General features: G+C 34.4%; 18 protein-coding genes and 2 pseudogenes. 8 read left to right on the top strand and 12 right to left on the bottom strand.

Annotation, left to right across the window (positions count from 1 at the left end; genetic code table 11):
- Position 1 precedes the first annotated feature (1 nt).
- Entirely contained in the window at positions 2-1894 is a 1893-nt protein-coding gene (locus tag ACU5DF_RS01565; RefSeq protein ID WP_446711543.1) for a methyl-accepting chemotaxis protein, read from the bottom strand.
- A gap of 236 nt (positions 1895-2130) precedes the next feature.
- Here ACU5DF_RS01565 and ACU5DF_RS01560 point away from each other — a divergent pair, with 236 nt between their 5' ends.
- Positions 2131-2931 (top strand): EAL domain-containing protein, encoded by an 801-nt coding sequence (locus tag ACU5DF_RS01560; protein ID WP_446711542.1) that lies wholly within the window; start codon positions 2131-2133, stop codon positions 2929-2931.
- Positions 2932-2996: 65 nt separating this feature from the next.
- Positions 2997-3932, top strand: a complete 936-nt coding sequence (gene ylqF / locus ACU5DF_RS01555) for a ribosome biogenesis GTPase YlqF (RefSeq protein WP_045103874.1) — start codon at positions 2997-2999, stop codon at positions 3930-3932.
- A 60-nt stretch (positions 3933-3992) separates the two neighbouring features.
- Here the strand turns inward: ylqF and ACU5DF_RS01550 are convergent.
- Both ACU5DF_RS01550 and ACU5DF_RS01545 read right to left on the bottom strand, forming a co-directional pair.
- Positions 3993-4421 (bottom strand): annotated as a pseudogene (locus ACU5DF_RS01550) (GTP-binding protein); the annotation flags it as partial.
- A 62-nt stretch (positions 4422-4483) separates the two neighbouring features.
- Positions 4484-4964 (bottom strand): annotated as a pseudogene (locus ACU5DF_RS01545) (CobW family GTP-binding protein); the annotation flags it as partial.
- Positions 4965-5170: 206 nt separating this feature from the next.
- Between ACU5DF_RS01545 and ACU5DF_RS01540 the strand changes: the two are divergent.
- From ACU5DF_RS01540 to gltS, 3 genes are all read left to right on the top strand, one after another.
- Positions 5171-6997: an ABC transporter ATP-binding protein gene (locus ACU5DF_RS01540; protein ID WP_446711541.1), complete on the top strand. Its 1827-nt coding sequence runs from the start codon at positions 5171-5173 to the stop codon at positions 6995-6997.
- A 190-nt stretch (positions 6998-7187) separates the two neighbouring features.
- A complete protein-coding gene (locus ACU5DF_RS01535) occupies positions 7188-8168 on the top strand; it encodes a Solitary outer membrane autotransporter beta-barrel domain (protein ID WP_446711540.1) in 981 nt (326 codons plus the stop codon).
- 218 nt (positions 8169-8386) lie between these two features.
- Positions 8387-9610 (top strand): sodium/glutamate symporter, encoded by a 1224-nt coding sequence (gltS, locus tag ACU5DF_RS01530; protein WP_045103870.1) that lies wholly within the window; start codon positions 8387-8389, stop codon positions 9608-9610.
- 72 nt (positions 9611-9682) lie between these two features.
- On the opposite strand, the gene ACU5DF_RS01525 is transcribed toward gltS, so the two are convergent.
- Genes ACU5DF_RS01525 through ACU5DF_RS01515 form a run of 3 tightly spaced genes read right to left on the bottom strand, consistent with a single transcriptional unit; the run spans position 9683 to position 12432 of the window.
- The gene (locus ACU5DF_RS01525) at positions 9683-11437 is read right to left on the bottom strand and encodes an HD domain-containing phosphohydrolase (protein WP_446711539.1); all 1755 of its coding nucleotides are present in this window, start codon (positions 11435-11437) and stop codon (positions 9683-9685) included.
- 30 nt (positions 11438-11467) lie between these two features.
- A complete protein-coding gene (locus ACU5DF_RS01520; RefSeq protein ID WP_080889860.1) occupies positions 11468-11965 on the bottom strand; it encodes a hypothetical protein in 498 nt (165 codons plus the stop codon).
- A 44-nt stretch (positions 11966-12009) separates the two neighbouring features.
- Positions 12010-12432: a DUF3010 family protein gene (locus tag ACU5DF_RS01515; protein ID WP_045103868.1), complete on the bottom strand. Its 423-nt coding sequence runs from the start codon at positions 12430-12432 to the stop codon at positions 12010-12012.
- 644 nt (positions 12433-13076) lie between these two features.
- On the opposite strand from ACU5DF_RS01515, the gene ACU5DF_RS01510 reads away from it, so the two are divergent.
- The 3 genes from ACU5DF_RS01510 to ACU5DF_RS01500 all read left to right on the top strand — a co-directional run bounded on the left by ACU5DF_RS01510 (position 13077) and on the right by ACU5DF_RS01500 (position 16051).
- Entirely contained in the window at positions 13077-13547 is a 471-nt protein-coding gene (locus tag ACU5DF_RS01510; RefSeq protein WP_446711538.1) for a CreA family protein, read from the top strand.
- A 237-nt stretch (positions 13548-13784) separates the two neighbouring features.
- Entirely contained in the window at positions 13785-15053 is a 1269-nt protein-coding gene (locus ACU5DF_RS01505) for a hypothetical protein (RefSeq protein ID WP_446711537.1), read from the top strand.
- Positions 15053-16051: a DUF6035 family protein gene (locus ACU5DF_RS01500; protein WP_446711536.1), complete on the top strand. Its 999-nt coding sequence runs from the start codon at positions 15053-15055 to the stop codon at positions 16049-16051. Before ACU5DF_RS01505 ends, ACU5DF_RS01500 begins: the two co-directional genes overlap by 1 nt.
- Positions 16052-16284: 233 nt before the next feature.
- Here ACU5DF_RS01500 and ACU5DF_RS01495 read toward each other — a convergent pair whose 3' ends face one another.
- From ACU5DF_RS01495 to ACU5DF_RS01470, 6 genes are all read right to left on the bottom strand, one after another.
- Positions 16285-17316 carry a reverse transcriptase family protein gene (locus ACU5DF_RS01495; RefSeq protein WP_446711535.1) on the bottom strand — a complete coding sequence of 344 codons (1032 nt, stop codon included), beginning with the start codon at positions 17314-17316 and terminating at the stop codon, positions 16285-16287.
- Positions 17317-17465: 149 nt separating this feature from the next.
- Positions 17466-17804 (bottom strand): hypothetical protein, encoded by a 339-nt coding sequence (locus tag ACU5DF_RS01490; protein WP_446711534.1) that lies wholly within the window; start codon positions 17802-17804, stop codon positions 17466-17468.
- The gene (locus tag ACU5DF_RS01485) at positions 17804-18664 is read right to left on the bottom strand and encodes a phosphoribosyltransferase-like protein (protein WP_446711533.1); all 861 of its coding nucleotides are present in this window, start codon (positions 18662-18664) and stop codon (positions 17804-17806) included. Before ACU5DF_RS01485 ends, ACU5DF_RS01490 begins: the two co-directional genes overlap by 1 nt.
- A gap of 65 nt (positions 18665-18729) precedes the next feature.
- Positions 18730-20892, bottom strand: a complete 2163-nt coding sequence (locus ACU5DF_RS01480; RefSeq protein WP_446711532.1) for an AAA family ATPase — start codon at positions 20890-20892, stop codon at positions 18730-18732.
- 269 nt (positions 20893-21161) lie between these two features.
- Positions 21162-23357: an NACHT domain-containing protein gene (locus ACU5DF_RS01475; RefSeq protein WP_446711531.1), complete on the bottom strand. Its 2196-nt coding sequence runs from the start codon at positions 23355-23357 to the stop codon at positions 21162-21164.
- A 164-nt stretch (positions 23358-23521) separates the two neighbouring features.
- On the bottom strand, positions 23522-24028 hold the full coding sequence (locus ACU5DF_RS01470; protein WP_446711530.1) for a toll/interleukin-1 receptor domain-containing protein: 507 nt from the start codon (positions 24026-24028) through the stop codon (positions 23522-23524).
- Positions 24029-24423: the final 395 nt, after the last annotated feature.

Here is a 24423-nt window from a genome sequence, read left to right as displayed (position 1 = left end):
ATTATATTTTAAACTTAGCTAAGTTTGCCTCAGCCTGACTAACAACCATCTCTAATTTATTACTTGCTAAATCAGTATCACGAGCCTGAGTAGTTACCTCTCTTGAAAGCTCATGAATAGACTCAATATTTTTACCTATATCAGCACTTACAATATGCTGCTCTTCAGACGCTGAAGCTATCTGTGCTGACATATCATTAATTTCTTGAATCGCCTTAACCACTAAAGTCAACTTTTTAGAGGCAACCTCTGCCTGATTAACCGTATTCTCTGTCATGCCTTTATTTTCTTCCATTGCAAAAACAAGACCTTTTGCATCAGCCTGTAAGCCTTCAATAGTTTTTCTGATTTCTTCTGTTGAACTTTGAGTTTTCGTTGCAAGATTACGAACTTCATCAGCAACAACAGCAAAACCACGACCAGATTCACCCGCACGAGCTGCTTCAATAGCCGCATTCAATGCTAATAAATTAGTCTGTTCTGCTATTGTATTAATCACATCAACAATACTATTAATTTGTCCTGTTTTGACACTTAACTCTTCAACCATATCTGAAGATATATCTACTTTATTTGCTAAAAGCTTAATATTTTCAGAGGTTGACTGTACTTCTTGAAACCCTTCACGAATAAAAGACTCTGCATTTTCTGACGCTTCAGAAGTACGAGATATACTTTGGGCAATTTCAGCTGCTGCTGCATTCATTTCATGTACCGCGGTTGATACTTTCTCTATCTCAATCTGTTGGCTTTCTACATTCTTAGCTGCTTCGTTCGCTATATCTTTCACAGAATGTGATGTAGAGGTAACTTCAACCATATTATCGGTCAAATCTGTCATCATTCCTCTTAACGTGAAATTAAAAGAATTAAAGCTTGTACAAATCGAACCGACTTCATCTTTAGATCCTACAGGTAAAGTAATAGTTAAATCTCCCTTACCTTCAGCAGCTTTAGCCAACATCTCATCTACTGATTCTAACGGTCTAATTAAACGAGCTGACATCCAAATAACAAAGATAGACCCCGCAACAATAACTCCAAGAGCAAACAAAATTAAATTAATAATACGGTCACGTAAGGGAGCAACAATAGAGTTATGATCCAACACTATCATCATAGTCCACTCTTCTAGCATTGGAACAGTAATAACATAAGAATCGTGACCCAATATGTCGGTACGAATATTATCTTCTTTACCTAACATAGCATGTAATTTAGGTGAAAAAACATCAACATCTTTCAATTGATATCCATCGACTGTATGCGCTAATATTTTACCCTGCCCATCAATCATCATTACTTGTGAGTTGTCTGGTACAGGTACTTTTCTCATTAACGTCTGAAGATGAGATACTGTCGTATCAATCCCTAACACACCACGAACAGCCCCACGATTAGAGTAAGGCATCGCCATTGTAACCACCACTCGTTTACTTACATCAGTAGTCACATAGGGATTAAGTAATATTGGTTTACCAGCACTTAACGCTGCTTGATACCAATTTCGAGTTCTTGGGTCATAGCCTGCAGACTTAGCGCCATTTTCTGCCTCTAAATCATCAAGTAAAAAACGACCAGTATCAAAACCAACATACGCATTTTGTAATGAAGTATCATTCATTGCATATTTTAATGCGTTACGGATCATGTGGCTTGTCATGCCAGGCTCTGATAAAAATGCTTGTATGGTATTTAACTCTTGTTTTTTATTTTCAACCCAAGCTTCTGATAATGCAGAAATTGATTCAATCGCTTGTTTAGATTGAATAGTTAAACTTTTCTTTTTTTCTTCTACTAAGCCTTGAGTTGCAAAAACAACTAGCATAATAGATAACAAAATCATAATTAGACCAAAAGTGGTCGCGACTTTTGTTTTAACACTAAATGTCATTAATTTGTTTCCAATAAATAATTATCCCAGAGACATAATACCTACTTACCATTGAAATTTAAAGTACGCAGTACTGAAAATTGGAAAATTAATTTCATTTTACTTCTAAGTTAATATTGCTAATGGAATTTAATACCGTATATAACTGTGATTTCTCTCTATAATAAATAATATCATGTTTGATTATTCTCATTGTTTCGGTTATCAATTAAGTATGCCGTAAAATGGAGTTACGTATGTTATTGACGACAGAAGAAGAGTTTGAGTCCTGCTTATTAACCAGTGATGATGGAACATATAGCGCAAGCTATGATGGTTATCTTTTACATAGCGTGTTTCAACCTATTTTTAATAGACAAAAACAAGCCATTGGTTATGAAGCACTATTACGGATTTTTGATCAAGATAATCAATCAATACGCCCCGATTTATTTTTTACCTCTCCAGCACACAGCTTAGAAAAAATATTAAACATTGAACGCCTTAGCCGAGTTATTCACATTCGAAACTTTGCTTTGTTCTCTCCAGAAAAGAGTCTGCTTTTTCTTAATGTTCTGCCAGAGTCAGCAGTTCACTTTCATTTAAATAAACTGCCAAATCTTAATGCCTCTTTACTTGAATCTCGTATTCGCAGTTTACACTTATCACCAGAGCGCTTAGTCTTTGAATTATTAGAATTTCACTATAAAGATGAAGCTCGGTTGCTTACCGCAATAGAAGAAATTAAATTACATGGTTTTAATATTGCTATTGATGATTTTGGTTCTAAAGCCTCTTGTGAGCACCGAGTTTCTTTACTTAAACCAGGAATTCTTAAAATTGACCGCCAACTTTTACTCAATTATGAAGACGGTGATGTTGAACCTTTATTATCAGCTCTTAAATTGGCTCATAAAGAGCATGCTTTCACCGTAATTGAAGGCGTAGAAACCAGTGAGCAATATCAACATATGAAAGCACTTGGAATTGATTATTTCCAAGGTTTTTTACTGGGAAAACCACTTCCTTTACAGCAACAAAGGCATATAGCGGCGTAACTTCCCTTTACACTTGCTACTTTGCCGTTAAAATAGCGTTTTTGATTTTTTAAAGGATTCACGCTATGTCCATCCAATGGTTCCCTGGTCACATGCATAAAGCTCAAAAAGAGATCGCCGAGGTGATCCCTAAAATGGATGTGATCATTGAAGTACTTGATGCTCGTATCCCTTTCAGTAGCGAGAATCCGATGATCGCCTCTCTACGTCAAGATAAGCCTTGTATTAAAGTATTGAACAAGCGTGATTTGGCAGATCCTGAAGTGACTCAACTTTGGATTGAGCATCTTGAGAAAGAACAAGGTGTCACAGCAATGGCAGTGACAACCAGCAATCCAGATGAAATCCATAAAATTATGGAAAAATGCCGTAAATTGGTTCCGCACCGTGAAGCGATGGGAAAAAATGTTCGCACCATGATTATGGGTATTCCAAATGTGGGTAAGTCCACCATCATTAATACCTTAGCTGGACGTATGATTGCAGTAACCGGCAACCAGCCAGCAGTGACTCGTCGCCAGCAACGTATTAATCTTCAGAATGGTGTTGTTCTTTCTGATACTCCAGGGATTTTATGGCCTAAAGTTGAAAATCCACACAGTGGTTTCCGTCTTGCTGCAACTGGTGCAGTAAAAGATACAGCAATGGATTACGATGAAGTCGCTTTCTATACTGTGGAGTATTTAGCAAAACAATATCCAGAGCGTTTAAAAGAACGTTACAACTTAGATGAATTACCAGATAATGATCTAGAATTGATGGAAGCGATTGGTCGTAGCCGTGGTTGCCTACAAGCTGGTGGACGAATTAATATCTACAAAGCCTCTGAAATTCTACTTCATGAACTTCGTTCTGGCACATTAGGTCAATTAACTCTAGAGCTTCCAGAAATGATCCCAGCTGAACTTGAAGCCGTTGAACTTGCTGCTGCACTTAAAGTTGAGCAGCAAATAAAGAAAAAAGAAGAGCGCCGTAAGCGTTATTTGAAGAATAAACGTTAATTTTTTAAACACACAAACAAAAAGAGAGGGGAATCCTAAGTTCGCCTCTCTTTTTTTACTTTACTCTTCAATAAGTAAGCTGAGTAATACGTCTTCCAGTTGATCCCAAGGTAATAATTGAGTATCAATCACTTCTAGTTTTGATTCCATGCCATCAATACTTAATAAATTAACCGAAACGACGCGATTAGCCACATTAAATGCATAAAACCCTTTATTAGTGTTCATTACCGCTTTTACTCGTTCAGCCGTTAGTGCAGATAACATTGAGAACAACTCATCAAAATCAAACACCGATTCAGCACCAAAGAACCAGCCACAGCTAACATAGCCCTGCCCTTTATTTTCTTTACGACAGAATTTCTGCCCAGGTTCTAATACCATCTCAACAATTTCTTGCTCTGCATGGTGGTGGTGATGCTCTTCAATCATTAACTCAATCGTGCGGTTTTCATCTAACCACTGCAAAGGAAGCTCACCATGATTAATTTTGGTGCTTTTAGGTTGGTGCGGTAACTCAGCTGCCCATGAAGAAAACAAACATTCATCATAGTTTGATACCAAGTCCATTTTGGTCGCAACCACTACATCAGAAATACTCAATTGATCATTAAAGTTTTGATTACTTGTGTATTTTTCATCAGAAAGGTTGCGAGGATCAACAAGTCCAATCGTTGCCTTTAAATCAATATATTTCTCATAGTTTTCTGACTGTAAAATTGCGATTATTTTCTTAGGATGTCCCAAACCTGTTGGTTCAATAATCAAGCGGTCTGGTTTTTGACGTAACAAGGCGTTTATGCCAACAGACATAGGCAAACCTGCGGTACAGCACATACAGCCACCAGGGACTTCTTTCACCATAGCGCCACTTTCAGTTAAAAATGCCCCATCAATACCAACTTCACCAAATTCATTAACTAAAACAGCCCAAGATTCGTTGTCAGGTTTATTTTTTAATAGTTGTAAAATGGTGGTGGTTTTACCTACACCTAAAAAACCAGTAATGATATTTGTGGGTATTTTTTTCATAACTTTTCTCGTAATTATTAAGATATTTTTTATGATACCTCTAGTGTGTCTCATCGTACTAATTATTTAATAAAGGTTCATAAATAATTTACAAAATCAATTACATAAAATAGTATTTTGCGCTATGTTAACAATATGTAGAAGTAGTCTATTATTTCTCACTTATACCACATTCAAATAACTTAAAATAATTAAAGGCTAAGTGTATGTTTAATTTTTTTGAGCGGCTAACAACCGCTTTTCCAAAACAAGAACCAGAGCAACCCCCAAAAGGGATTTATGCCTTTTGTCGCCATTATACTAAAGGGTTTGAAGCTCCGCTTATCAGTATGTCGTTATTGAGTGCTGTCATTGCGGTGATTGAAGTATCACTCTTTGGTTTTATGGGGCAACTGGTCGACTGGCTATCAACCCATGATCGTGACACGTTTTTAGCCCAAGAAGGAGCAACCTTACTTTGGTTAGGCTTACTTGTGGTTATTGGGGTCCCTATTTTACTTTTTATCCATTCTTTAATTACCCATCAAACCTTATTGGGAAATTACCCAATGGCGATCCGTTGGCAAGCGCATCGTTACTTATTAAAACAAAGTATCTCTTTTTATTCAGATGACTTTGCAGGCCGTATTGCAACTAAAGTAATGCAAACCTCATTAGCTGTTCGTGAAACAGTAATGAAGCTACTTGATGTTCTTGTCTATATCTCTGTTTACTTTACTTCAATGGTAGTAATGGTAGGTCAAGCAGATTGGCGTCTTATGGCTCCAATGCTAATTTGGCTAGCTGCTTATATTGGTATTCAGTTTTATTTTGTTCCTAAATTAAAAGCCGTTTCTGAAAAACAAGCTGATGCACGTTCAACCATGACAGGTAGGATTGTAGATAGCTATACAAACATCAATACTGTTAAGTTATTTAGTCACAGTACTCGTGAAACTGAATATGCAGAAGAAGGCATGGAAGAGTTTCTAGGGACAGTTCATAAGCAGATGCGTTTAGCAACTGGGATTAATATTTCAGTAGAGATCATAAACTACCTATTAGTATTCTCTATTGCTGCCGTTTCTATCATGCTTTGGATTGATAACGTCCTATCTGTTGGTGCGATTGCAATTGCGATAAGCCTGGCTTTACGTATTAACGGGATGTCACACTGGATAATGTGGGAGATAAGCTCATTATTTGAAAACTTAGGGACGGTAACAGATGGCATTAATACACTTTCTAAGCCTATTTCAATTAATGATAAACCTGAAGCAACAGAATTAAAAGTAACTCAAGGTTCGATTAAATTTGATAACGTTAATTTCCATTATGGTGAAAACAAAGGTGTTATCAATGATTTAAATCTTGAGATAAAACCCGGTGAAAAAATTGGTTTAGTGGGTCGTTCAGGGGCAGGTAAATCAACATTGGTGAATTTATTACTGCGTTTTCATGATATAGAATCGGGTGCTATTTCTATTGATGGTCATGATCTTAGAGATGTAACACAAGATTCGCTACGTAGCCAAATTGGTATGGTAAGCCAAGATACCTCCCTACTTCATCGCTCTATTAGGGATAATATTAAATATGGCCGCCCTGAAGCAACTGATGAAGAGCTGTTTGCTGCAACTAAACAAGCTCAAGCACATGAGTTTATTGAAAGCCTTACCGATTCTTACGGTAGCAAAGGCTATGACGCTCAAGTTGGTGAGCGAGGGGTAAAACTGTCTGGCGGGCAACGCCAACGAGTTGCAATATCTCGTGTTTTACTTAAAGATGCTCCATTATTAATTTTAGATGAAGCAACATCCGCGCTCGATTCAGAAGTGGAAGCGGCGATTCAAGACAGCTTAGATGAATTAATGGAAGGAAAAACCGTTATTGCTATTGCACATCGCCTATCAACCATAGCAGCAATGGATAGATTACTGGTGATGGACCAAGGTAAGGTCGTTGAGCAAGGAACACATAAAGAGCTAGTTCAATTAGGTGGTATTTATGCTCAGTTATGGAACCATCAAACCGGTGGTTTTATTAGTGAATAATCTCTTTTAAGAGACATAATAATTCAGACAAATAAGTACAATATGAACAAATGTCTATTTGAACGAATACAATACTTATACTATTAATTATTTTACATTATTATTAGTTAAATCACTTAATAGCAGGCTAATTTCATAGATTGGTCTGCTACTTTTACTATACTTCTCTTTTCTCAAAAGGTTCGATACATTGCGTGGATTTAAGACTCTTATTATTATGTTATGCCTTAACGTTGTAATAGGAAAAACATATGCTCGTGACTTTTCACCTGCACAGCAATTCGAAGAAGCCTTTGCTACCTCACTCGTATTATCAGATAGCAGTATGATCACTTTTGGTATTGCTGATTTTAATCCAAATAATTATTTAGATAATAATAATGAACATATCGGAAGCTCTGATTCTATCGAACTTCGTAGTAAAGTAACCGTTTACTCGTTACCTTATACTTTTGAATTAACAAATGATCCTAATTCATTATGGTCTCATGAAATCACAGTTCGAGGGTCTTATGTTAATACAAACATTGATGTCGAATTTAAAGAAATGTCATTGCCAGATACTGATCTAGATGAGATTTTTGGCCTCTATGCAGAATACGCTCAAAACTATATATTTCGTGATAACTGGACAATTTCATTTGGTAACGCCCTACATTTAATGCATTACAAAAACTCACACGAATACAATTCAGAGTTTAGCCAAAACCTAGCTCCGTGGCTTGATGGTGTTTATTATAATGTATCAAGTAATGCTTTTATTATTGAACCAAAAATCACTTTTGAGTATAAAAAAGAGTCCAATTGGGGAGAGTGGCGCTTTAATAATAGTTATCACTATGCTTATGGCCAAGGTTTTGGAGGGTCGTCAAAAGTTAGTCCTGATGTTAATCCTGAAGTCTGGCGCTTTGTAAATAGTGTTCAACTAAGGTACAACATGGCTCATTGGAATAGCTTAGCGCAAGTTCTTTATCTAAAAGCCAAACGAGTTGACCTAGGAGGTGATGTCAATGAGCCTCTCGGAACTGATTATTATTATGAGTTTAATATTGCATGGTTAATCGATACTAGAAAGTGGGTATCTCTTATTGATAATGTTGGTATTGGCTTCACCTTTAACGTAGGTAGTGCATTACGTGGTGGTAGTATTGTCTTGTTTTACGATGAATAGCTACAAAAAACATCACAAAATACCTCAATTGCAACTATAGCTTCATATATTTTACCTCTCAGCAACCCCGCAAGGCAGATAAAAGTGCTACTATCCGCTCCTGAAATTAGACAATATCATTCGAGATGATGCATTAAAATACATTTATTCTTCATTTATTTTCGTATAGCAAGTAACTTGAACGAAACTAAGAATCGATATTTCAACTTAGGAGTTCTATGTCAAACACTCTATCTATTGGCGCACTTGAATCATTCTTAATCGCAATCGCCGTACTATTTCTAGGACATGTGATTAATTCAAAAATTGTGCTCTTCAAAAAATACAATATCCCAGAACCTATTGTGGGTGGATTAATTGTAGCTGTCATTATTACTATGCTGCACTTCCAAGGTATCAACTTAGAGTTCTCATTACCTTTACAAAGTACGTTCATGCTAATGTTTTTTAGTACTGTCGGTTTAGCTGCTAATTATAAGCAATTAATAAAAGGTGGCTCGAAAGTATTCCTATTTCTTGCAGTTGCTTCACTCTATATTATTATTCAAAATGGTATTGGGGTAAGTCTTGCAAGCATGATGGGACTTGATCCTTTAATGGGCTTAATTGCAGGTTCAATAACGTTATCTGGCGGCCATGGTACAGGAGCGGCTTGGTCACAAACATTTGCTGAAAGCTATAACTTAAATACACTTGAACTTGCTATGGCTTCAGCTACTTTTGGTTTAATTATGGGTGGGTTAATTGGTAGCCCTATCGCTCAAAAGTTAATTCATAAGCATAAACTGGAATCAGAATATGGAACTGGTATAGATACCCATACTCGCTTCCCTGAGCTAGTTACTTATAACGAACGCGAAGAGGACAAAGTAACAGCAAAAAAAGTAATAGAAACTTTATTTGTACTTCTACTTTGTGTTGTCGGTGCGGGGTACCTTGGTGATTTTGTAGCAGGCTTTGAGATCTCATGGTTAAAGATCCCTGATTTTGTGTACGCTTTATTCATTGGTGTTTTCATCACTAACATTACTGAAGTAACTAAGGTTCATAAAATAGATACAGAAACGGTAGATATACTAGGAACCGTCTCGCTAGCTCTATTTCTTGCAATGGCGTTAATGAGCTTAAAGCTATGGAATATCTTTGATTTAGCTATTCCACTATTAGTTATTCTATCAGTTCAAACTGTTGTTTTAGCCCTATTTTCATACTTTGTGACTTTCCGTGCTATGGGCTCAAATTATGATGCTGCGGTAATGGCTGGTGGTCACTGTGGTTTTGGCTTAGGCGCAACACCTACAGCGGTAATGAACATGGGTTCACTTGTATCTCGCTTTGGTCCATCACCACAAGCCTTTATGGTCGTGCCTATTGTCGGTGCTTTCTTCATCGATATTGTAAATTTAATTATCCTACAAACTTATATCAGCTTTATTGGGTAATATTTTAGTCACAAAAAGCCCGAGTATCTAATTTAAACAGAATCTCGGGCTTTTTTATTTCTTGAATTCTCGCTAATCTGGGTATTCATTCCGAATATCAACAAAGCATTGAATATTATCTAAAAATAGCTGACACAATTTAGGATCAAATTGTTTACCACACTCTCTATTAAATAATTCTATTACCTTATCTAAAGACCATGGCTCTTTATAACAACGACGACTCATGAGGGCGTCAAAAACATCTGTAATCGCAGTGATCCGAGCAAAAATATGAATGTCATCTTTAGATAGTTGCTTAGGGTAGCCTTTCCCATCCCACCTCTCATGATGCTCTAATGCAATTCTTGCCGCAAAGTGCATTATCTCTCCATCACCAGAGATTAATAGCTTATAACCAATAAGAGTATGAGTTTCAATTATCTTCCTTTCCTCTTGAGTTAATCGCCCTGGCTTATCTAAAATAGCTTCAGTGATCCCTATTTTCCCAACATCATGCATTGGGCTAATAACTTCAATTAATTCATAATCACTTTTAGGTAATCCATATATTTTACCTAATAGTAATGACATCTTAGCGACACGACGTACATGATTCCCAGTCTCTCCTGAACGCGTTTCTATCGCCTCACCTAGAACTTCAATCATCTCTTTTTGTACTGATAATGTTTTATTTTGTAAGGCTAAGATCTGGGATTTATTTTCATTCAGTTCTTTTTTTCTTAAAATAGCAATAGATTGAGTAATAATAATACCAAGCATCATTGCTATAAGCAGAGCAATGTCGGTAATAATATTTCTATTCTCATATAAATATGAATGTGGTTCATTCATCATACTTGATGCGTAGGGAAGGTCTTCTTGCCGCAGATTAAATTTATCAACAGCATTAAAGTCAAATACATACGATTCCCACGAACGAGGAAAATCAGATGCTATCTCATTAATAGTAAAGTCTAATTTTTGGCTTAATGATAAGACTGATTGAATACCTAATGAGTAAGAACGATTTACATATCCACCAAGAACACCATAACCAATATAGTGCTCCCAAAAAACAAAAATAGGTACAGCACTATTTTTTGATAGTACAGAAGCAACCGTTTCATAATCAAAATACAAACCGAACTCTAACTCTGTATTATAGTGCGTTAAAAAGGCAACTGAATTCTTAGAAGCAGCAGATAAAAAAGAGGCAGCCTCACTTAAAGACTGATTCGAGATAATCGTAACCTTCAAATCAGGAAAGCGTTTAGCTTCTTTTAAAAAATGGCGACGGATAAGTTGCGATGTTAAGCTATTATCACTCAATAAATATACTGTATCCACATTAGGGAACAGCGATTGAGCCAAGGCTAGATTAGTGGCGATATGATCACGCTCATAATAAACCAATGTACGCTCTTCTAGTGTTTTTAGATCAATTGATAAATTATTGATACCTACAGCTACAATCGGGATATTAGGGTATAAGTTATCGGCATTATCGATTAAGAAGTTAATGCCATTATCATCAGAAACAATAATTGCATCAAAATAATCTGCTGGGTATTTATAAGAAAGGAGCTTTATGAAGTTTTGTTTGTAAATTTTACTATCGACTCGTTTAGAGTCCATGAACTCGACAGAAAGCCGAATACGTTGATCTGTATTTTTGATTGCATCTTTAATACCTTCTTCTATATTCATAGTCCATTGATAAGATGGACTATATGAATGTAAAACTAAAATATTAATTGGTTTTTCTACATTTATAGACTGTGAAAAAGACACTGTCGAAATAAAAGAGAAAGACAAGCACAGCACTAATGAGAAATAATAACGCATACACTCTACGCTCAATAAAACAAAGTTGATTTACTTTCTAATACAAGAAGTAAAACTATCACCAGTTAAGTTCGATTGTTGCTCCATAACAGAGCTTAAAAAACTATTAATATTGATATCATTACTGGTTAACACAACATCTGAAACATACATCACATTTTCAGATATTTGAGATAAACAAGCCGCTACAGGCTTCATACCATCAAGTGCAACAAATAATTGATACTCATCACATAAATCAATTTGAGTTAAAAACTCAAGAACATGACTATATTCTGTTTCGTCTTTCCATTGACTTGCAACGGTCATCGCCCAACGAATAGTTAATCGGTGCTCAGTCACTTGTAATACTGAAATTGTATCACTGAGATCTGAAGGTGTAGACTTATACTCTTCTGGATTTATCGCCACTTGATTTACATAGATATCACGACCTTTAACACTTTCAGGTGTTGGGAAGTCGACGTTTACTTGACTAGCTAACCAAGCTACCTTTTGCTGATAAAATTTTTCCGAATCAATAGTCATATCACCTACAAAAAAGGATGGTCACCCATCCTTTAAAATAAAAATTATAAATTTAAGAAAGCAAAACCAACTTCATATGCTTCTTGTTGATAACCCTTAAGGCCAATCTCTTTAACTCTAAGCATTTCTGGTGCTCGTTTTAGGCTAGCTTTTTGATCAGCTGCTGGTAAAACTTCTACCTCAATACCATCAATCAATTGAATCGCAGCTTCTAGTTTAAAACCAACAGCCCCACCTGCAAATTTACCCTTCATTAAACGCTCTTTAATTACGACCGTTTCAACTTGGTAGTCTTGCATTAATTTTTTAAATTTAAACTGAAAATCACGGATAGATTCCGTTTTAGATGGCTCAGTAATATCAAATTTAGCAACACGACAATCTGGTAGGTCAATCATGCCATCTGATTTATTTACTAAACAGATGATTGCTTCATTACCTTTAAGCTCTACGCCACATACTTTCATTTTAAAATCCTAACAATGTCTTGAACTTATTGATTATAGGCTTAATTACATTAAATAGATACGTTGAATCTAACAATAACATCGAGACGTAAAAAATTACTGTCCCCATATATTGCAAAAATCAGGAACACACATTTTTGGTTGAGGCGATGAACTGCACCCACTAACTAACAAAACCAAAAAAATAGCAGCAAATATTTGTTTTTTCACGATATATTCTCACACTCATATTCTATAAAATAAATATCAATACAGTTTCGACTAATTCAAAAAACTAATTTTCACTTTAATCTCGCACGCATATCTTAAGCTCCTATGATACAGTGAGATCATCACTCACTGTCAGGAAGATGTAGAAATCTAACATATTTAGATGCATCGCACCTTCACCAAAAACACACGTTTAATGATATAGTTTATATATCGTCTATTTAGAGAAAAACTTTATGAAAAAATTACTATTAGCGTTAAGTATCGTTGGATTACTCGGAGGCTGCTCGGATAACGAAGTTGGTGACGTAGGACTTGGCTGGTTTACCATGAAGGATGTGTGCTTATTTACACAACCATTATACACTCTTGGCAAATTTTAGCCATTCTTTATGCTACAATCAAAAAACACTCTTGATTATAGGCATTTAAAAATGAAGAAAATCGTATTGGTTGGGTTATTCGCTGCACTGCTTTCTGGCTGTTCAGACAATGAAGTAGGTAGCGTTGATTTAGGGATTTTTTCCTTAAAGGACATTTCGTTAAGAAATTTGAATGATGACAAAATATCAGGAGTAACTTGTCATATAGCTTCTGTTGAAGCTGATTTCTCACTTGCAGATCCAAGTGACTCATCTATTTCATGTCGCCAAACAGGTGAAATTACACCAGATATGATTGCTGAGATTGATAAGAGCAAATCAGGAGAAGTAGTGTTTAAACAATCCAAAAGTATCTTCTTCAAAAGCATGAAAGTTAGACGTATTTATGATGCTGAGAACCAGACTCTACTTTACCTCGCATACACTACAAAAGAAACTGATAGTAGCTTTAAGCATAGCTTATCTACCGTTCCATTGTGGGGAACGAAGGCATATATCGAGCCAACAATTGCAACGAACTAAGAAACGAAAAGTGTGCCGCTACCTAAAAAGCGGCTTACTTTTATCACTACCCAAATATCATTAGTTTACCTACTTGTATTGCCTCTTAAATTACCAACATCATATTGATTATATTAATTTTCGGACAAACTCCTCAATATAAACTCAATTGCATACTTTTATCATTACAAATCTGTTTAAATAGAATTATGTGTCTGAGCTTCGTGGAGTTAGGTAATGCTTTGCAGCACTCAAAGAATGGGAATTCGTTTTTGTCTCAATAATAATGGTATTTTGATAGATTCAAAAAAGAATAGTGATTTATCAGGTCATTGTCGTGTATGTGGAAACACCGTCATACGAGAAGAAAGTTTTCAGCTTTATCAACATTCAGATAAGCAATGCGAACACCTCGTTTTATCTGAAATCTGTGAACGATTAACTTACCTAATTTCTGTTCAGGAAAAATTATCGATCCCTATTGATTATTCTTATAGTAACAATATTAATATAGAAGTGATTCATTGCACCTTATTAGTGGATAGTGATACTCGTCCTATTATTGAACTTACACTTCAAGACAATACCACTATTTACCTCACGATTGCTCTAGAAGACTCAGAAGTAGATCAGAAACAAATTCTAGCTCTTCGACAACGCTTTGAGAGTGTCATTGAAGTTAATCTTAGTGACTTAACAGTTCCATCGACAAACTTCACCTCATACATACAAGAAAACGTTTTAAATGACCAATTTTATAAGCTTTGTTCTTGGCTCTCATTCAACCCTCTTCACCCTTTAACACGAAACATAGCTTCAATCGAATGTGCTTCCATCGAGAGTAAAAAACAATCAGCTCTTATTGAACTAAGCACTGTAGAAGAACGAATTAGATCAGCCAATTACAAGCTAGAACAGATTGAGAGTAATACAGAAACAGCGCAAGAAAATCTTGACCGTCACCTTAAGCAAAATCATAAATTTGATTTGAATAAAAATATCGACACTTTAAAAAAAGAAGAAAATAATCTTTTTGCTAAAATTTCAGAACTTAAGCGGAAAAGAAGTGAGTTGCTAGGTGGTACAACAGCTTCAATACTGAATGAAAGAGTTGAAGATCTACGCACAGCCTTTTCTTCTGGTAAGCGTCATATTGAGCAACAAGAGTGCGAAAAAAATAGATTAACAACGGAACTAAACAGATTAAAAGAACAAAAAGACACCATCAATGCCGAGATTAAAAATGCTACGTGGTTGAGAAGTATATTAGAACAATTCGATTGTACTTTTGGCGATTTAGAGCAAGAGCTTACTCAAATTATTGAGTTATCTGAATCGTATTATCATTACGACAAACAAACCAAAATTGCATTAAACAAACTTCAAGATTTAGAAAAAGAACTTGAGAAGAAACAACGAGAATTAAACGAAGAAAAGAAAGCCGTTGATTTCTACAAGACCCAAAAATTCAAATTATTCAAGGATACTCAAGGACTTCAACGGTTAGTTGAAAGTAGTGATATATAATGGCTACCACTTTTAAAAAAAGACTCATAACCCATATTTATGATCATCACACCCACGATATTATTCTTGTTGCAGATCAACTTGATAGAATCGAGGAAGGAGAATTTTTCAAGAAAAGGAGTCTTATCGAAGACGGATTAAGAACTTACTTATGTGCAGTCTGTTTTCAGCCAGTTGTATTACGCTCTAACCAAGCTCGAACTATAGATCATTATAAACACAAGCATCAAAATGCAGAATGTCCATTACAAGAAAAAGATTCAGTTCTTAAACAAGAGCAAATCCTTGCAATGAAATTCAATGGTCAAAAAGAAGGTAAAGCTCATAGAGAATCTAAAGAGTTTATCCACGAAGCAATAAAAAATGACCGATTACAGAGATTCACTGATTGCAAAATTGAAGCAACGTTTAGAGATTCAACTATTGACCCCACTCAGATAATGAGTAAAGAGTGGCGTATTCCTGATGTATCTTCTTACTATAACGATGCAGGGCAAACAAAACGTGTTGTATTTGAATTGCAAATGAGCACCACATTTATCAGTGTTATTGCAGCTCGAGAGCACTTCTACCAACGTAACAATACATTTGTTGTATGGGTTCTACTCGATTTTGATGGTAAACGCTTTACTGATTTAGATATTGCTTATAGGAATCGAGCCAATGCCCTTGTTTTAAGCCCTGAAGCAAAAAATAAGACTAAAGAAACTGGTGAGTTATGGCTTGATGTTCATTGGAGAGAACCGTTCATTCAAGAAAATGAACTTAACCACAAATGGAAGAACGATCTTGTTCCCTTTTCTGAACTCACACTTCACGACTACTACTTAAAAGCGTACTACAAAGATGTTGAGATTATGGAGGGTGAACTTAAATCTCAATTGACGCTAATCAAGAGAAAAGATAATCCTAACGTTTGCTCTAATTGTAAAGCTTCAACTCAGACTATGGAACTAGATGGGAAGAAAAGGTGCTGCGTATGCTTATCTCTAAAATAACCTTAGATATAAATAAAGAGTCTTGAACCTTTTATTCAAAAAAAAGTTATCGGGAATTTAAGTCCTATTATTTTAAATAATATCATAAGTTAAGTATTGATGACTTTAACATCGGTACTTAACTTGAAGAAGCATAATTACTTCACTTCTCCATTCTATGCTATCTAAATTTGTTTAGAATAGCCTCTGGATAATATTTAAATAGCGATGAACTATATTTAAAACAATGAAAATCAACTTAGTAGACTTTGCTTTAGTTTAATAATCATACTCATCGTCCTTTTAACATACTCATTATTAGGCTCAACTTGTAATATATACGCTCCAGTACCTATAACAGAGTCAATATACAAAGGGTCTAATTTACAACGACTACCATCAAATTCTTTAAGACCATTTTTAATCAAATAATAAGATTTTTTCCGATACTCTCGTCTTATTTTCTTTGGGACTCTTAAGCCATCATCATTTATAACTAAACCCGTTATAATTTTTCTGACACTCCCTGAAACTATCTTAGATTTATTATCATTTAATGTAAAATCATTAAATGATAATACTTTTTTAATAGAATCAATCAATTCTTCTGTAATGATATCCCCTGAGAAACATAAATCATCAGCATAGCGGGTATAAAAACAACTATGAGCGACTGCTAAACGTTTAAACTCAAGATCCATATCGTAAAGAATAATATTGCTTAGTATCGGACTACTTGGTGCACCTTGAGGTAGATGCCCATATATTGTGCATATTTTAGCTAACTGATGGCTAATTTTATGAGAGTAACCAGCCGTAATAAAAACTTTCTGTACTTTTAAGAATGGTATATTCTCAAAAAAATTCTTAATGTCAGCCTTGTATATTTCCTTTGCACCAATATGCTTCTTTGCATGAACTATATGAGAGTGACCTTTAACATACGCATAAGCACTTCGACTTATGGGTAACGCTTCTAATATGTGTGTCTTAACCCATTTTTGAATATACTGTAACTTAGGATATGGAGAGTCAATTTTTCTTACTCCTCCACATTTCTTGGGTATCTCGAAATTTCGATAAAACCTCTCATTCCTAAACACAATACCTTTTAACAGATCTTTATCTACACCTAACAAATATGCTAGATGAGTTAATTCAAAAATCACTGGAACAGAGCTGGATTCTAGTCTTTGTGCATAGTTAGAAAGAACTAAACTTTGAGCTTCAGAAATACCTTTATTAATAAAGTAACTATACCATCTATAGGATTTTGAGTGATTCACATTTATTTCCTAGCTCATATAAAAAGCTGCTTACCATCACAAAAAAGTACACATATTGGTTAAAAAGACCCTAATATGAGGATAGGCGATTCACCTACTCTGCCTAATGGTAAGCAGCGTAGACATAGTATGTATTGACTCTATTAGAGTCAAGCTTTTAGTTCCTGACTCAACAAAGACAAATCAGGATTATACAATTCATCAATATCAGTGGCTTGACGTCTATATTGATTAATAATATCTGACTCTAATTCTAAATTTCGATATTTTATAGAATTGTAAAGTCTACTCATATTATCAGGATTTAAGGTATCATTCAGTTCAAACACTTTACCATCAAACTTTACCACTCCAACACTTTCCAAGAATTCAACGGCATCTTTAGATTCAGAGTAAGTCATTCTATATGTTTGGTGTAATTCGAATAGCGTTGATTCCCTTTCCAAAACAATCAATTTTAAAACTGAATTTATATTGTTTTTATTCATCACCTAAGCCTATTAAATAAGGGCTGTCGAAAATCACCGCTGCTATTATACTTCCACCAAAAAATTGGAAGTACATTATTAGAGCAATGAGACCTATAAAGTTGATAAAGGGCTTCTGAACCATCGTAGCCTAAGCTAAATGAATAAAGTTCCATTTTATTCCACTTATTCTTTAATTTTGATTCCATCTCTATAACAATTTTCTTTATTTCATCTGAATCAGGAAAATCAGATATTCCTTTCTTAAGCTTTACATGACAATTAATGTTCATTGACAGTTCTTTTTCTACATATTCAACACCAAACTCCAAGCCTACATAAGCAAATATGTAATAATTAACTCCACTTATTTTTCTACGTTTAATCTCGGATTTTAGCTGATTAACTTTCTCTACAATTGTCTTCCCTGTTCCGATGAAGTCATCAAAAATCACGACATTTTTTACTCTCCCCCGATGAATAACATCATACGACTGTTCAATTGATGGCAGAAAGTTATTTTCTTTCCAGTTCTCTTCATAACTTGCCAATTCAGCTTTAAAATCATAAAGGCCCTTAGTAGAACCATCAACTTCATTACCATCTGAAGTTGCTACGAAGATTGTAGAATCAGCGGTAATACCTAGTTCAGAGATTACATTTGAAAGGTAATCTAAAGACACAAAACGATCTCTTTGTTCATGATGAATAAGCCTTGTTAAAAGAGTTTTTATTACTTTTCGTTCGCCCTCTAACCTAAACTCATTCCAAAGGCTATATATTCTTTTTTCATAGTGAGCATCAACTAACCAAGGAATATCTTGAGATAAACATTCCAAGTTATAAAAATCTTCTTCGTTGTCTAGTTTTGGTGTATACATAAGTTCATTATAGGTTGTTTATTAAGTAAAATGTGATTAACTGCCAGTAATTTGTTCAGTAGTCTCTAAGCCTTAATTTTCGCCATTTTATTGTAATGGGAATTATAACCTGTTACATCAAACACTAATCTTAATCCCTCTTTAAAGTCATTATAATCAAATTCCTTAAAATCGAAGATATTTTGCCCTAAAGAGTGAGATTCTCTATTGATATACCTTACAAATGCTTGAAACCTCAATTCCTTCAACTCAGGCTTTTGAATTACATTACTTAAATCTTCTTTTTGAACAAAGTTAAAGAAATATTCAATGATGTTTCTCATACAATTAGCAATCAAAGCGGGTGGCTGTTTATCATCGTTAATCACAGACCAATATGACTGATAGTCATTTTGAATTTCTTCATACTTCATCGTACAGATCGAACTACCAGTGGTATTCTTAGATAGGCGAAAAAGATTCTGAGTTTCTTTGCGTCTTTGATGATTTGCATCCGTTAACTCATAGAAAAAATACAAACTATGGGTCAAGACAAAAACTTGTTCTACTGATGATGAATTAAAGAAATCGTTCTTCAATAATTGTCCTATGTTATACACAAAAATATGTGAAAGGCTTGATACTGGATCATCTATAATTGCAATCTTTTTAACCTGCCCTTCCGTTGCACTTTGTTTACCTCTGAACAACTCCCTAAAGTATAGAAAACTGATGATCATTTTTTCGCCTTCACTCAATGAAGAGAAGATTTTATCATTAGTATCTGTTCGTACAAGCCGATATAAGTCATCTTCATATTTCTCTATATGGAAATCAATAATACCAATCTCAGTTAAACCCTGATTTATGTTGCGAATTGCATCTTCAATATTAATCGTTGATTTTTGATACTTAACTCGATCTGCATTTTTCTCAGTTTCCAAGTCTGTTTTATCATCAAGTTCTTTTTTCTTTGCACCGATCACTTTATTAGCATTGTTATTTGCATCATTAAAAGTACTAATCGTAAGATCATATTCGTATCTCAATATTGACCAAAACTCATTACTTATTTTGGCTAACTCAGTCGAAGAGTTATCTATACGTGCATTATGACCACCAATCTCTTGGTTAAATTTATCAATCAATAAATTGAAATTATCGATTGGTTCAGATATATCGGTCAAAACTACTTTTAAACTTGGATTCGTCACCTTCTGTTGAATTGAAGTTAGATTTGATTTTAACCCATTAAAAACTTGACCGTGATACTTTGTCAAATCTGCGAGATTGGACTCTGAAAAAGGGTTTTGTTTATACTCATCTAAACTAGGAAATTGAGTTATTGTAGTTTCATAATGAGACTCAATATCTTTAATTCCATTGACACTATCTTGATAAGACTCATCGAAATAATCTTCAATTTGTTTAGTCAATGCATCTGTTATTGTCTTTGATTGACAGAAAGGACACTGACCATCTTCAAGTTTTTCTATGTATTTTAAACCATCGCTTACCCAATCTGAGTTTTGTAGTTTCAAAATTAATTTTGAAACTGGACTGTCCTTACTACCTACAATGATCTCTTCTAGCGAAACAACATCTTCATCGCACAATTTGTATGAACTTAGCTTACTAAGGACTGAATATTTCGTTGCAGTATCACCATCAATTGCACTGGCTTCGTCTTTTAAAATAGCAACTGTCTTTGTTGGTTTGGATTGTGGTAAGGGAATTGAAGCAAGATGGTTGAATAGAGCCTCTTTACCTCCCATTTTCCCTTTCAGACAAAACTCTAGAACTCGATCACCACCAGAGTAACTTGTTTTTATTTCCCACGCTTTAGCTTGAGCCATAAGCTTCGCTGTCGTTATTAGCTGTTCTTGTGTACCAATTGCTTTTTGTAATACTTCCTTATCCTTTACTAATTGTTCTATCTCAACCGTTACAGCGTCAACTTTTTCTTTTGCATCTTTATTCTCTTTGGATAGGCTAAAGATACCATTAAGCGAATCTTTGTCATAAAAGTTTTCTTTAATGAAGCTTTGGTTGTATACAAGAATGGAAACATCACCAACATTGTGAGTACATTGATTATATTTTGGATTGTCTCGGTCATATAAATAATTTGAGAAAGTGCTTTTACCCGAACCATTGAGACCGTAAATAATATTGATTTTTTTATCAGTGGTGAGCGTTGCTTTCTTCTTATAGCTCGCCACTCCATCAAGTGTAATTTCAGTTATCACGCATAAGCTCCATAGCATCAAACATTATGAAACAACGATACCATATATTGTGCTAGTTTTACGTGATTTAGACTAAGAATGATATAAGTATCTACCAACAACCACATTACATTGTCATAGTGTTGGTAATGAAGAGTTCATCTACAGTACCACTGTGGGGAACTAAGGTATATATAAAACCTACAACAAACTCTGATAAATCAATATAGATAGGTAAGCCTCGCTTCAAGGAGGCTTACCATAACGGCTTTTTGCTTATCTAAAACTAATTACTCTTCTAGGACAAAGCTAATAAATTCTTTTACTTTTTGGTCTCTAGTTCCATTCAAAACAAATCGGCGAGCACTACGTTTAAAAGTAGGTGATAGTGCATAAAACTTATCGACTTCTTTATCTGCGTTAAGTATCACAAATCCTTTTTTCAATATTTTTTTAAATTCTGTACGATAAAGACCTTTGACAACTTTAGAGAATCTAATATGTACTTCATTATTATCTCTGTAGCTCTGACCTCTGGTGAAACTTCCAAGAAATTTTCTACATTCTTCAATTACCCGTTCGCTATCTAATTTATCTTTTTGTTTTAACATCAATAAGGCTTCTTTCAAATCGCCTAATTCGCATGAATCAGTATCAATTTCAGCAGATAGAAGCTCACTTGTTTTAATACCTTCATTAAAACAACGTTCAAATATTGTATATATAAATGAAGAGTCACTAAAAGAGGAATTCATAAAATTAGGATAGTCAGAGAATTTACTATTAATGACAGTCAGCGAGGAAAAATCAATAGGGGGAATATCGCCTTTAACATAAGCATGATTAATGGTGTTAGGTACATCACCTCCATATATATATTTATAGTTTTCTGTAGTACTTGCTCTATCTGGATTTTTGACACACATTACAGACAAGAAGAAAAGAAACTCTATTGCCGAATTGTTTTTAGCAGTCGTAAATTTACAATCATTACCACCCTTGCCTTTATTAATGCTATCAATTATTGTTTTTGCAATGTCATTTACATTTATAGAGTTTAGTCTTAAATATTTTTTCAAATCATAGAATACTGTAGACTCATAGCTTGTTTTAGCCAACAGGTCTACAAATTCTGACTGGATATTTTTCTTAACTGTATTTTCAATAACATATATAGTATTAAAGTAAGACAATGTAAAATCATACTTTAACATAACAGTGTTATTTAACTTAACCAAAAGAGGGTTAATAAAGATCGAATTAACTATAGATTTATATTTTTGATGTTCACCATACATCATAGATATATACTGTTCAACTTGTTCAATATCCCATCTTTTACCGTACACAGCTGAAAAATAACAAAAAATATCAAAAATTTCAATTGATGATATCGGAATAGAATGCCTAATAGTTTCTCTTTCAAAGATTGAATAGATAATACCATCAGTTACGTTATTAAGACATTTATAAGGAATATCTTCTGATGACGCTATATCTGTTCCTTCAAAAGCCTCATACTCTTCGTAAATATTACAAACAACATCAATGAAAAACGGAACAATTCTACCATCTTCATAAAATGATGTGTCTTTTATTTTACTTACTATACCTCTACATATGTCATTAAGTTCTTCTGTCGTGTATATATCTCGAAAACGCTTCCTAACGTATCTTATACAGTCTATCTCTTGAAAACCTAATAATTCAAACTTGTTGATATTCAGCATATCCATCTCTTCATCATTCAAAAGGTTATGATCTCGAGACGTTATTAATATCCTGCTATTACCTAATTCTGAGTGAATACTTGATACAGATTCGAGAAATAATCTAGTATCAAACTTTTCGCCAAATATAGACGGCAACTCGTCAAGACCATCAATAATGATGGTCAGACTGCCACTAAGCAGTGCCAAGTCAAATTTTTTCCTATCTAGGACATTCAAGTGTAAGTTACATTTTGCTTGAATCTCATAAAGATCAAAAATGTCATTTATTCGGTGTGGATTATAATTGTTATCTTCACAGTATTTCCTTATTTCTTCAGAACTAATAAGAAATGGAATATTATCGCTCTCCGTTAATTTATTTATCAATGATAAACAGAGTGAGCTTTTTCCCATCCCACCACTACCAATCAACAAATGACTAATATAATCACTTTTAGATTTTAATATTTCAACTAGTTTTTCTATTGCAGGATATTCATCACCATTTTCATCTGTCATTTCCTGTTCAGTATAAAAATCAATTTCTATTGGCTTATCACCAACTTTAAACTCTTCATCTATACAGTATTGCCAAATATATTCTCGGTACGTTATTTCCTTAGATAGGGTGTTTGAAAACTTCTTCGGGTTAACTTCTATCAAGTAATCTATTAGTTTGTCTCTTTTAGATGTTTCACTTAGTACTAATAAATTATTAACTGAAATCCCAGAATCGTCGATCTTCTTAGCAGCCGTAACAAGTGTTTGCTTCATATTAATATTTGGATGCAGAATGACAATTGTTGACGGAAAAACACTATTGTTCTCCCATACTTCAAATTTTATTCTTTGATTTAGCGAGAAATCCGTACCTTCTGATTCGGAGATCAAAACTTTTCTTGAGGGGGTAGAAATTGCAATTAGCTCATCTGCTTTGGTTAGACGATAATTTTTTTTTTAGTTGATGACAGTTGGCTCACTTTCTTAGGTCTTGCAACTAGACCAGAATTATTAACTTGTTCTAACAATTTTTCTAAACTTTGGTCGAATTTTGAATCATCTGTAAAATCTATATACAAATGTCCTTGCAGATAGTTGGGAACCTGCCCTTTATCTCTGAGAATAACTAAAGATGTAGTACTTTGTTTTTGCTCATCTTGTAAATGCTCCCAGTGCCTTGAAACATTCATGAATGTTTCAATTCCGACTCCGCCTTCACGTATATTTGCTTTTTTTACATAAGTTTCAGTAGCGACGACAAGCATAAAATCTGCTGAGAAGACTCCTTTCTCCATGAAGAAGTTCTTATCTTTAACTGAGTTAAGGTCATACTTGTCCCAAATCACATGAATGTCGGGAAATTGGTCGAGCGAATGCGCTAGATTTTCAACCCATTTGTCATGCTCTTCGCCTTCCCAACTATAAGAAATAAATAGTGTTTTCATAGTTTCAATACGTTCCTATATGAAATTTAAGATACTATACACTGTGCTTATTAGAGCTACAATAAAAACAAACTATCGAGCTGATTCTTTATCTTTTTTGAACTAATGTTCGAATTATAATTAACGACTTTTCGGAGGGTGCAATATGCGACATTAACGATGCGTATTGTCTCACGTGTAAACAGACCTAAAGAAAATAATTATCTGTTACTTATAAATCTCACTCGAACAATTGTATCATTAGGTCCATTTCCCACAATAAAAGATGTGAAAACCATTACCAATACTATAGAAAATCAGCTCATAACTCCCCAGAATAATATTTAAATACTTAGTAGCAAGGACTTAGAATAAACCCCATTCTATCTTTCTTACACTAAGTAGCTTCAAGCACA

It is taken from the genome of Aliivibrio wodanis (assembly GCF_052920805.1).
Note: the sequence above shows the minus strand (reverse complement) of the source record. Positions and strands in the feature narration are given on the sequence as shown.

What these genes read in the sequence shown, in the direction of transcription:
- ACU5DF_RS01485 (WP_446711533.1), bottom strand. Translation starts at nt 18,664, where the DNA reads ATGTATACACCAAAACTAGACAACGAAGAAGATTTTTATAACTTGGAA.
- ACU5DF_RS01470 (WP_446711530.1), bottom strand. Translation starts at nt 24,028, where the DNA reads ATGAAAACACTATTTATTTCTTATAGTTGGGAAGGCGAAGAGCATGAC.
- ACU5DF_RS01505 (WP_446711537.1), top strand. Translation starts at nt 13,785, where the DNA reads ATGGGAATTCGTTTTTGTCTCAATAATAATGGTATTTTGATAGATTCA.
- ACU5DF_RS01560 (WP_446711542.1), top strand. Translation starts at nt 2,131, where the DNA reads ATGTTATTGACGACAGAAGAAGAGTTTGAGTCCTGCTTATTAACCAGT.
- ACU5DF_RS01510 (WP_446711538.1), top strand. Translation starts at nt 13,077, where the DNA reads ATGAAGAAAATCGTATTGGTTGGGTTATTCGCTGCACTGCTTTCTGGC.
- ACU5DF_RS01540 (WP_446711541.1), top strand. Translation starts at nt 5,171, where the DNA reads ATGTTTAATTTTTTTGAGCGGCTAACAACCGCTTTTCCAAAACAAGAA.
- ACU5DF_RS01565 (WP_446711543.1), bottom strand. Translation starts at nt 1,894, where the DNA reads ATGACATTTAGTGTTAAAACAAAAGTCGCGACCACTTTTGGTCTAATT.
- ylqF (WP_045103874.1), top strand. Translation starts at nt 2,997, where the DNA reads ATGTCCATCCAATGGTTCCCTGGTCACATGCATAAAGCTCAAAAAGAG.
- ACU5DF_RS01525 (WP_446711539.1), bottom strand. Translation starts at nt 11,437, where the DNA reads ATGCGTTATTATTTCTCATTAGTGCTGTGCTTGTCTTTCTCTTTTATT.
- ACU5DF_RS01515 (WP_045103868.1), bottom strand. Translation starts at nt 12,432, where the DNA reads ATGAAAGTATGTGGCGTAGAGCTTAAAGGTAATGAAGCAATCATCTGT.
- ACU5DF_RS01490 (WP_446711534.1), bottom strand. Translation starts at nt 17,804, where the DNA reads ATGAATAAAAACAATATAAATTCAGTTTTAAAATTGATTGTTTTGGAA.
- ACU5DF_RS01500 (WP_446711536.1), top strand. Translation starts at nt 15,053, where the DNA reads ATGGCTACCACTTTTAAAAAAAGACTCATAACCCATATTTATGATCAT.
- ACU5DF_RS01475 (WP_446711531.1), bottom strand. Translation starts at nt 23,357, where the DNA reads ATGAAGCAAACACTTGTTACGGCTGCTAAGAAGATCGACGATTCTGGG.
- ACU5DF_RS01520 (WP_080889860.1), bottom strand. Translation starts at nt 11,965, where the DNA reads ATGACTATTGATTCGGAAAAATTTTATCAGCAAAAGGTAGCTTGGTTA.
- gltS (WP_045103870.1), top strand. Translation starts at nt 8,387, where the DNA reads ATGTCAAACACTCTATCTATTGGCGCACTTGAATCATTCTTAATCGCA.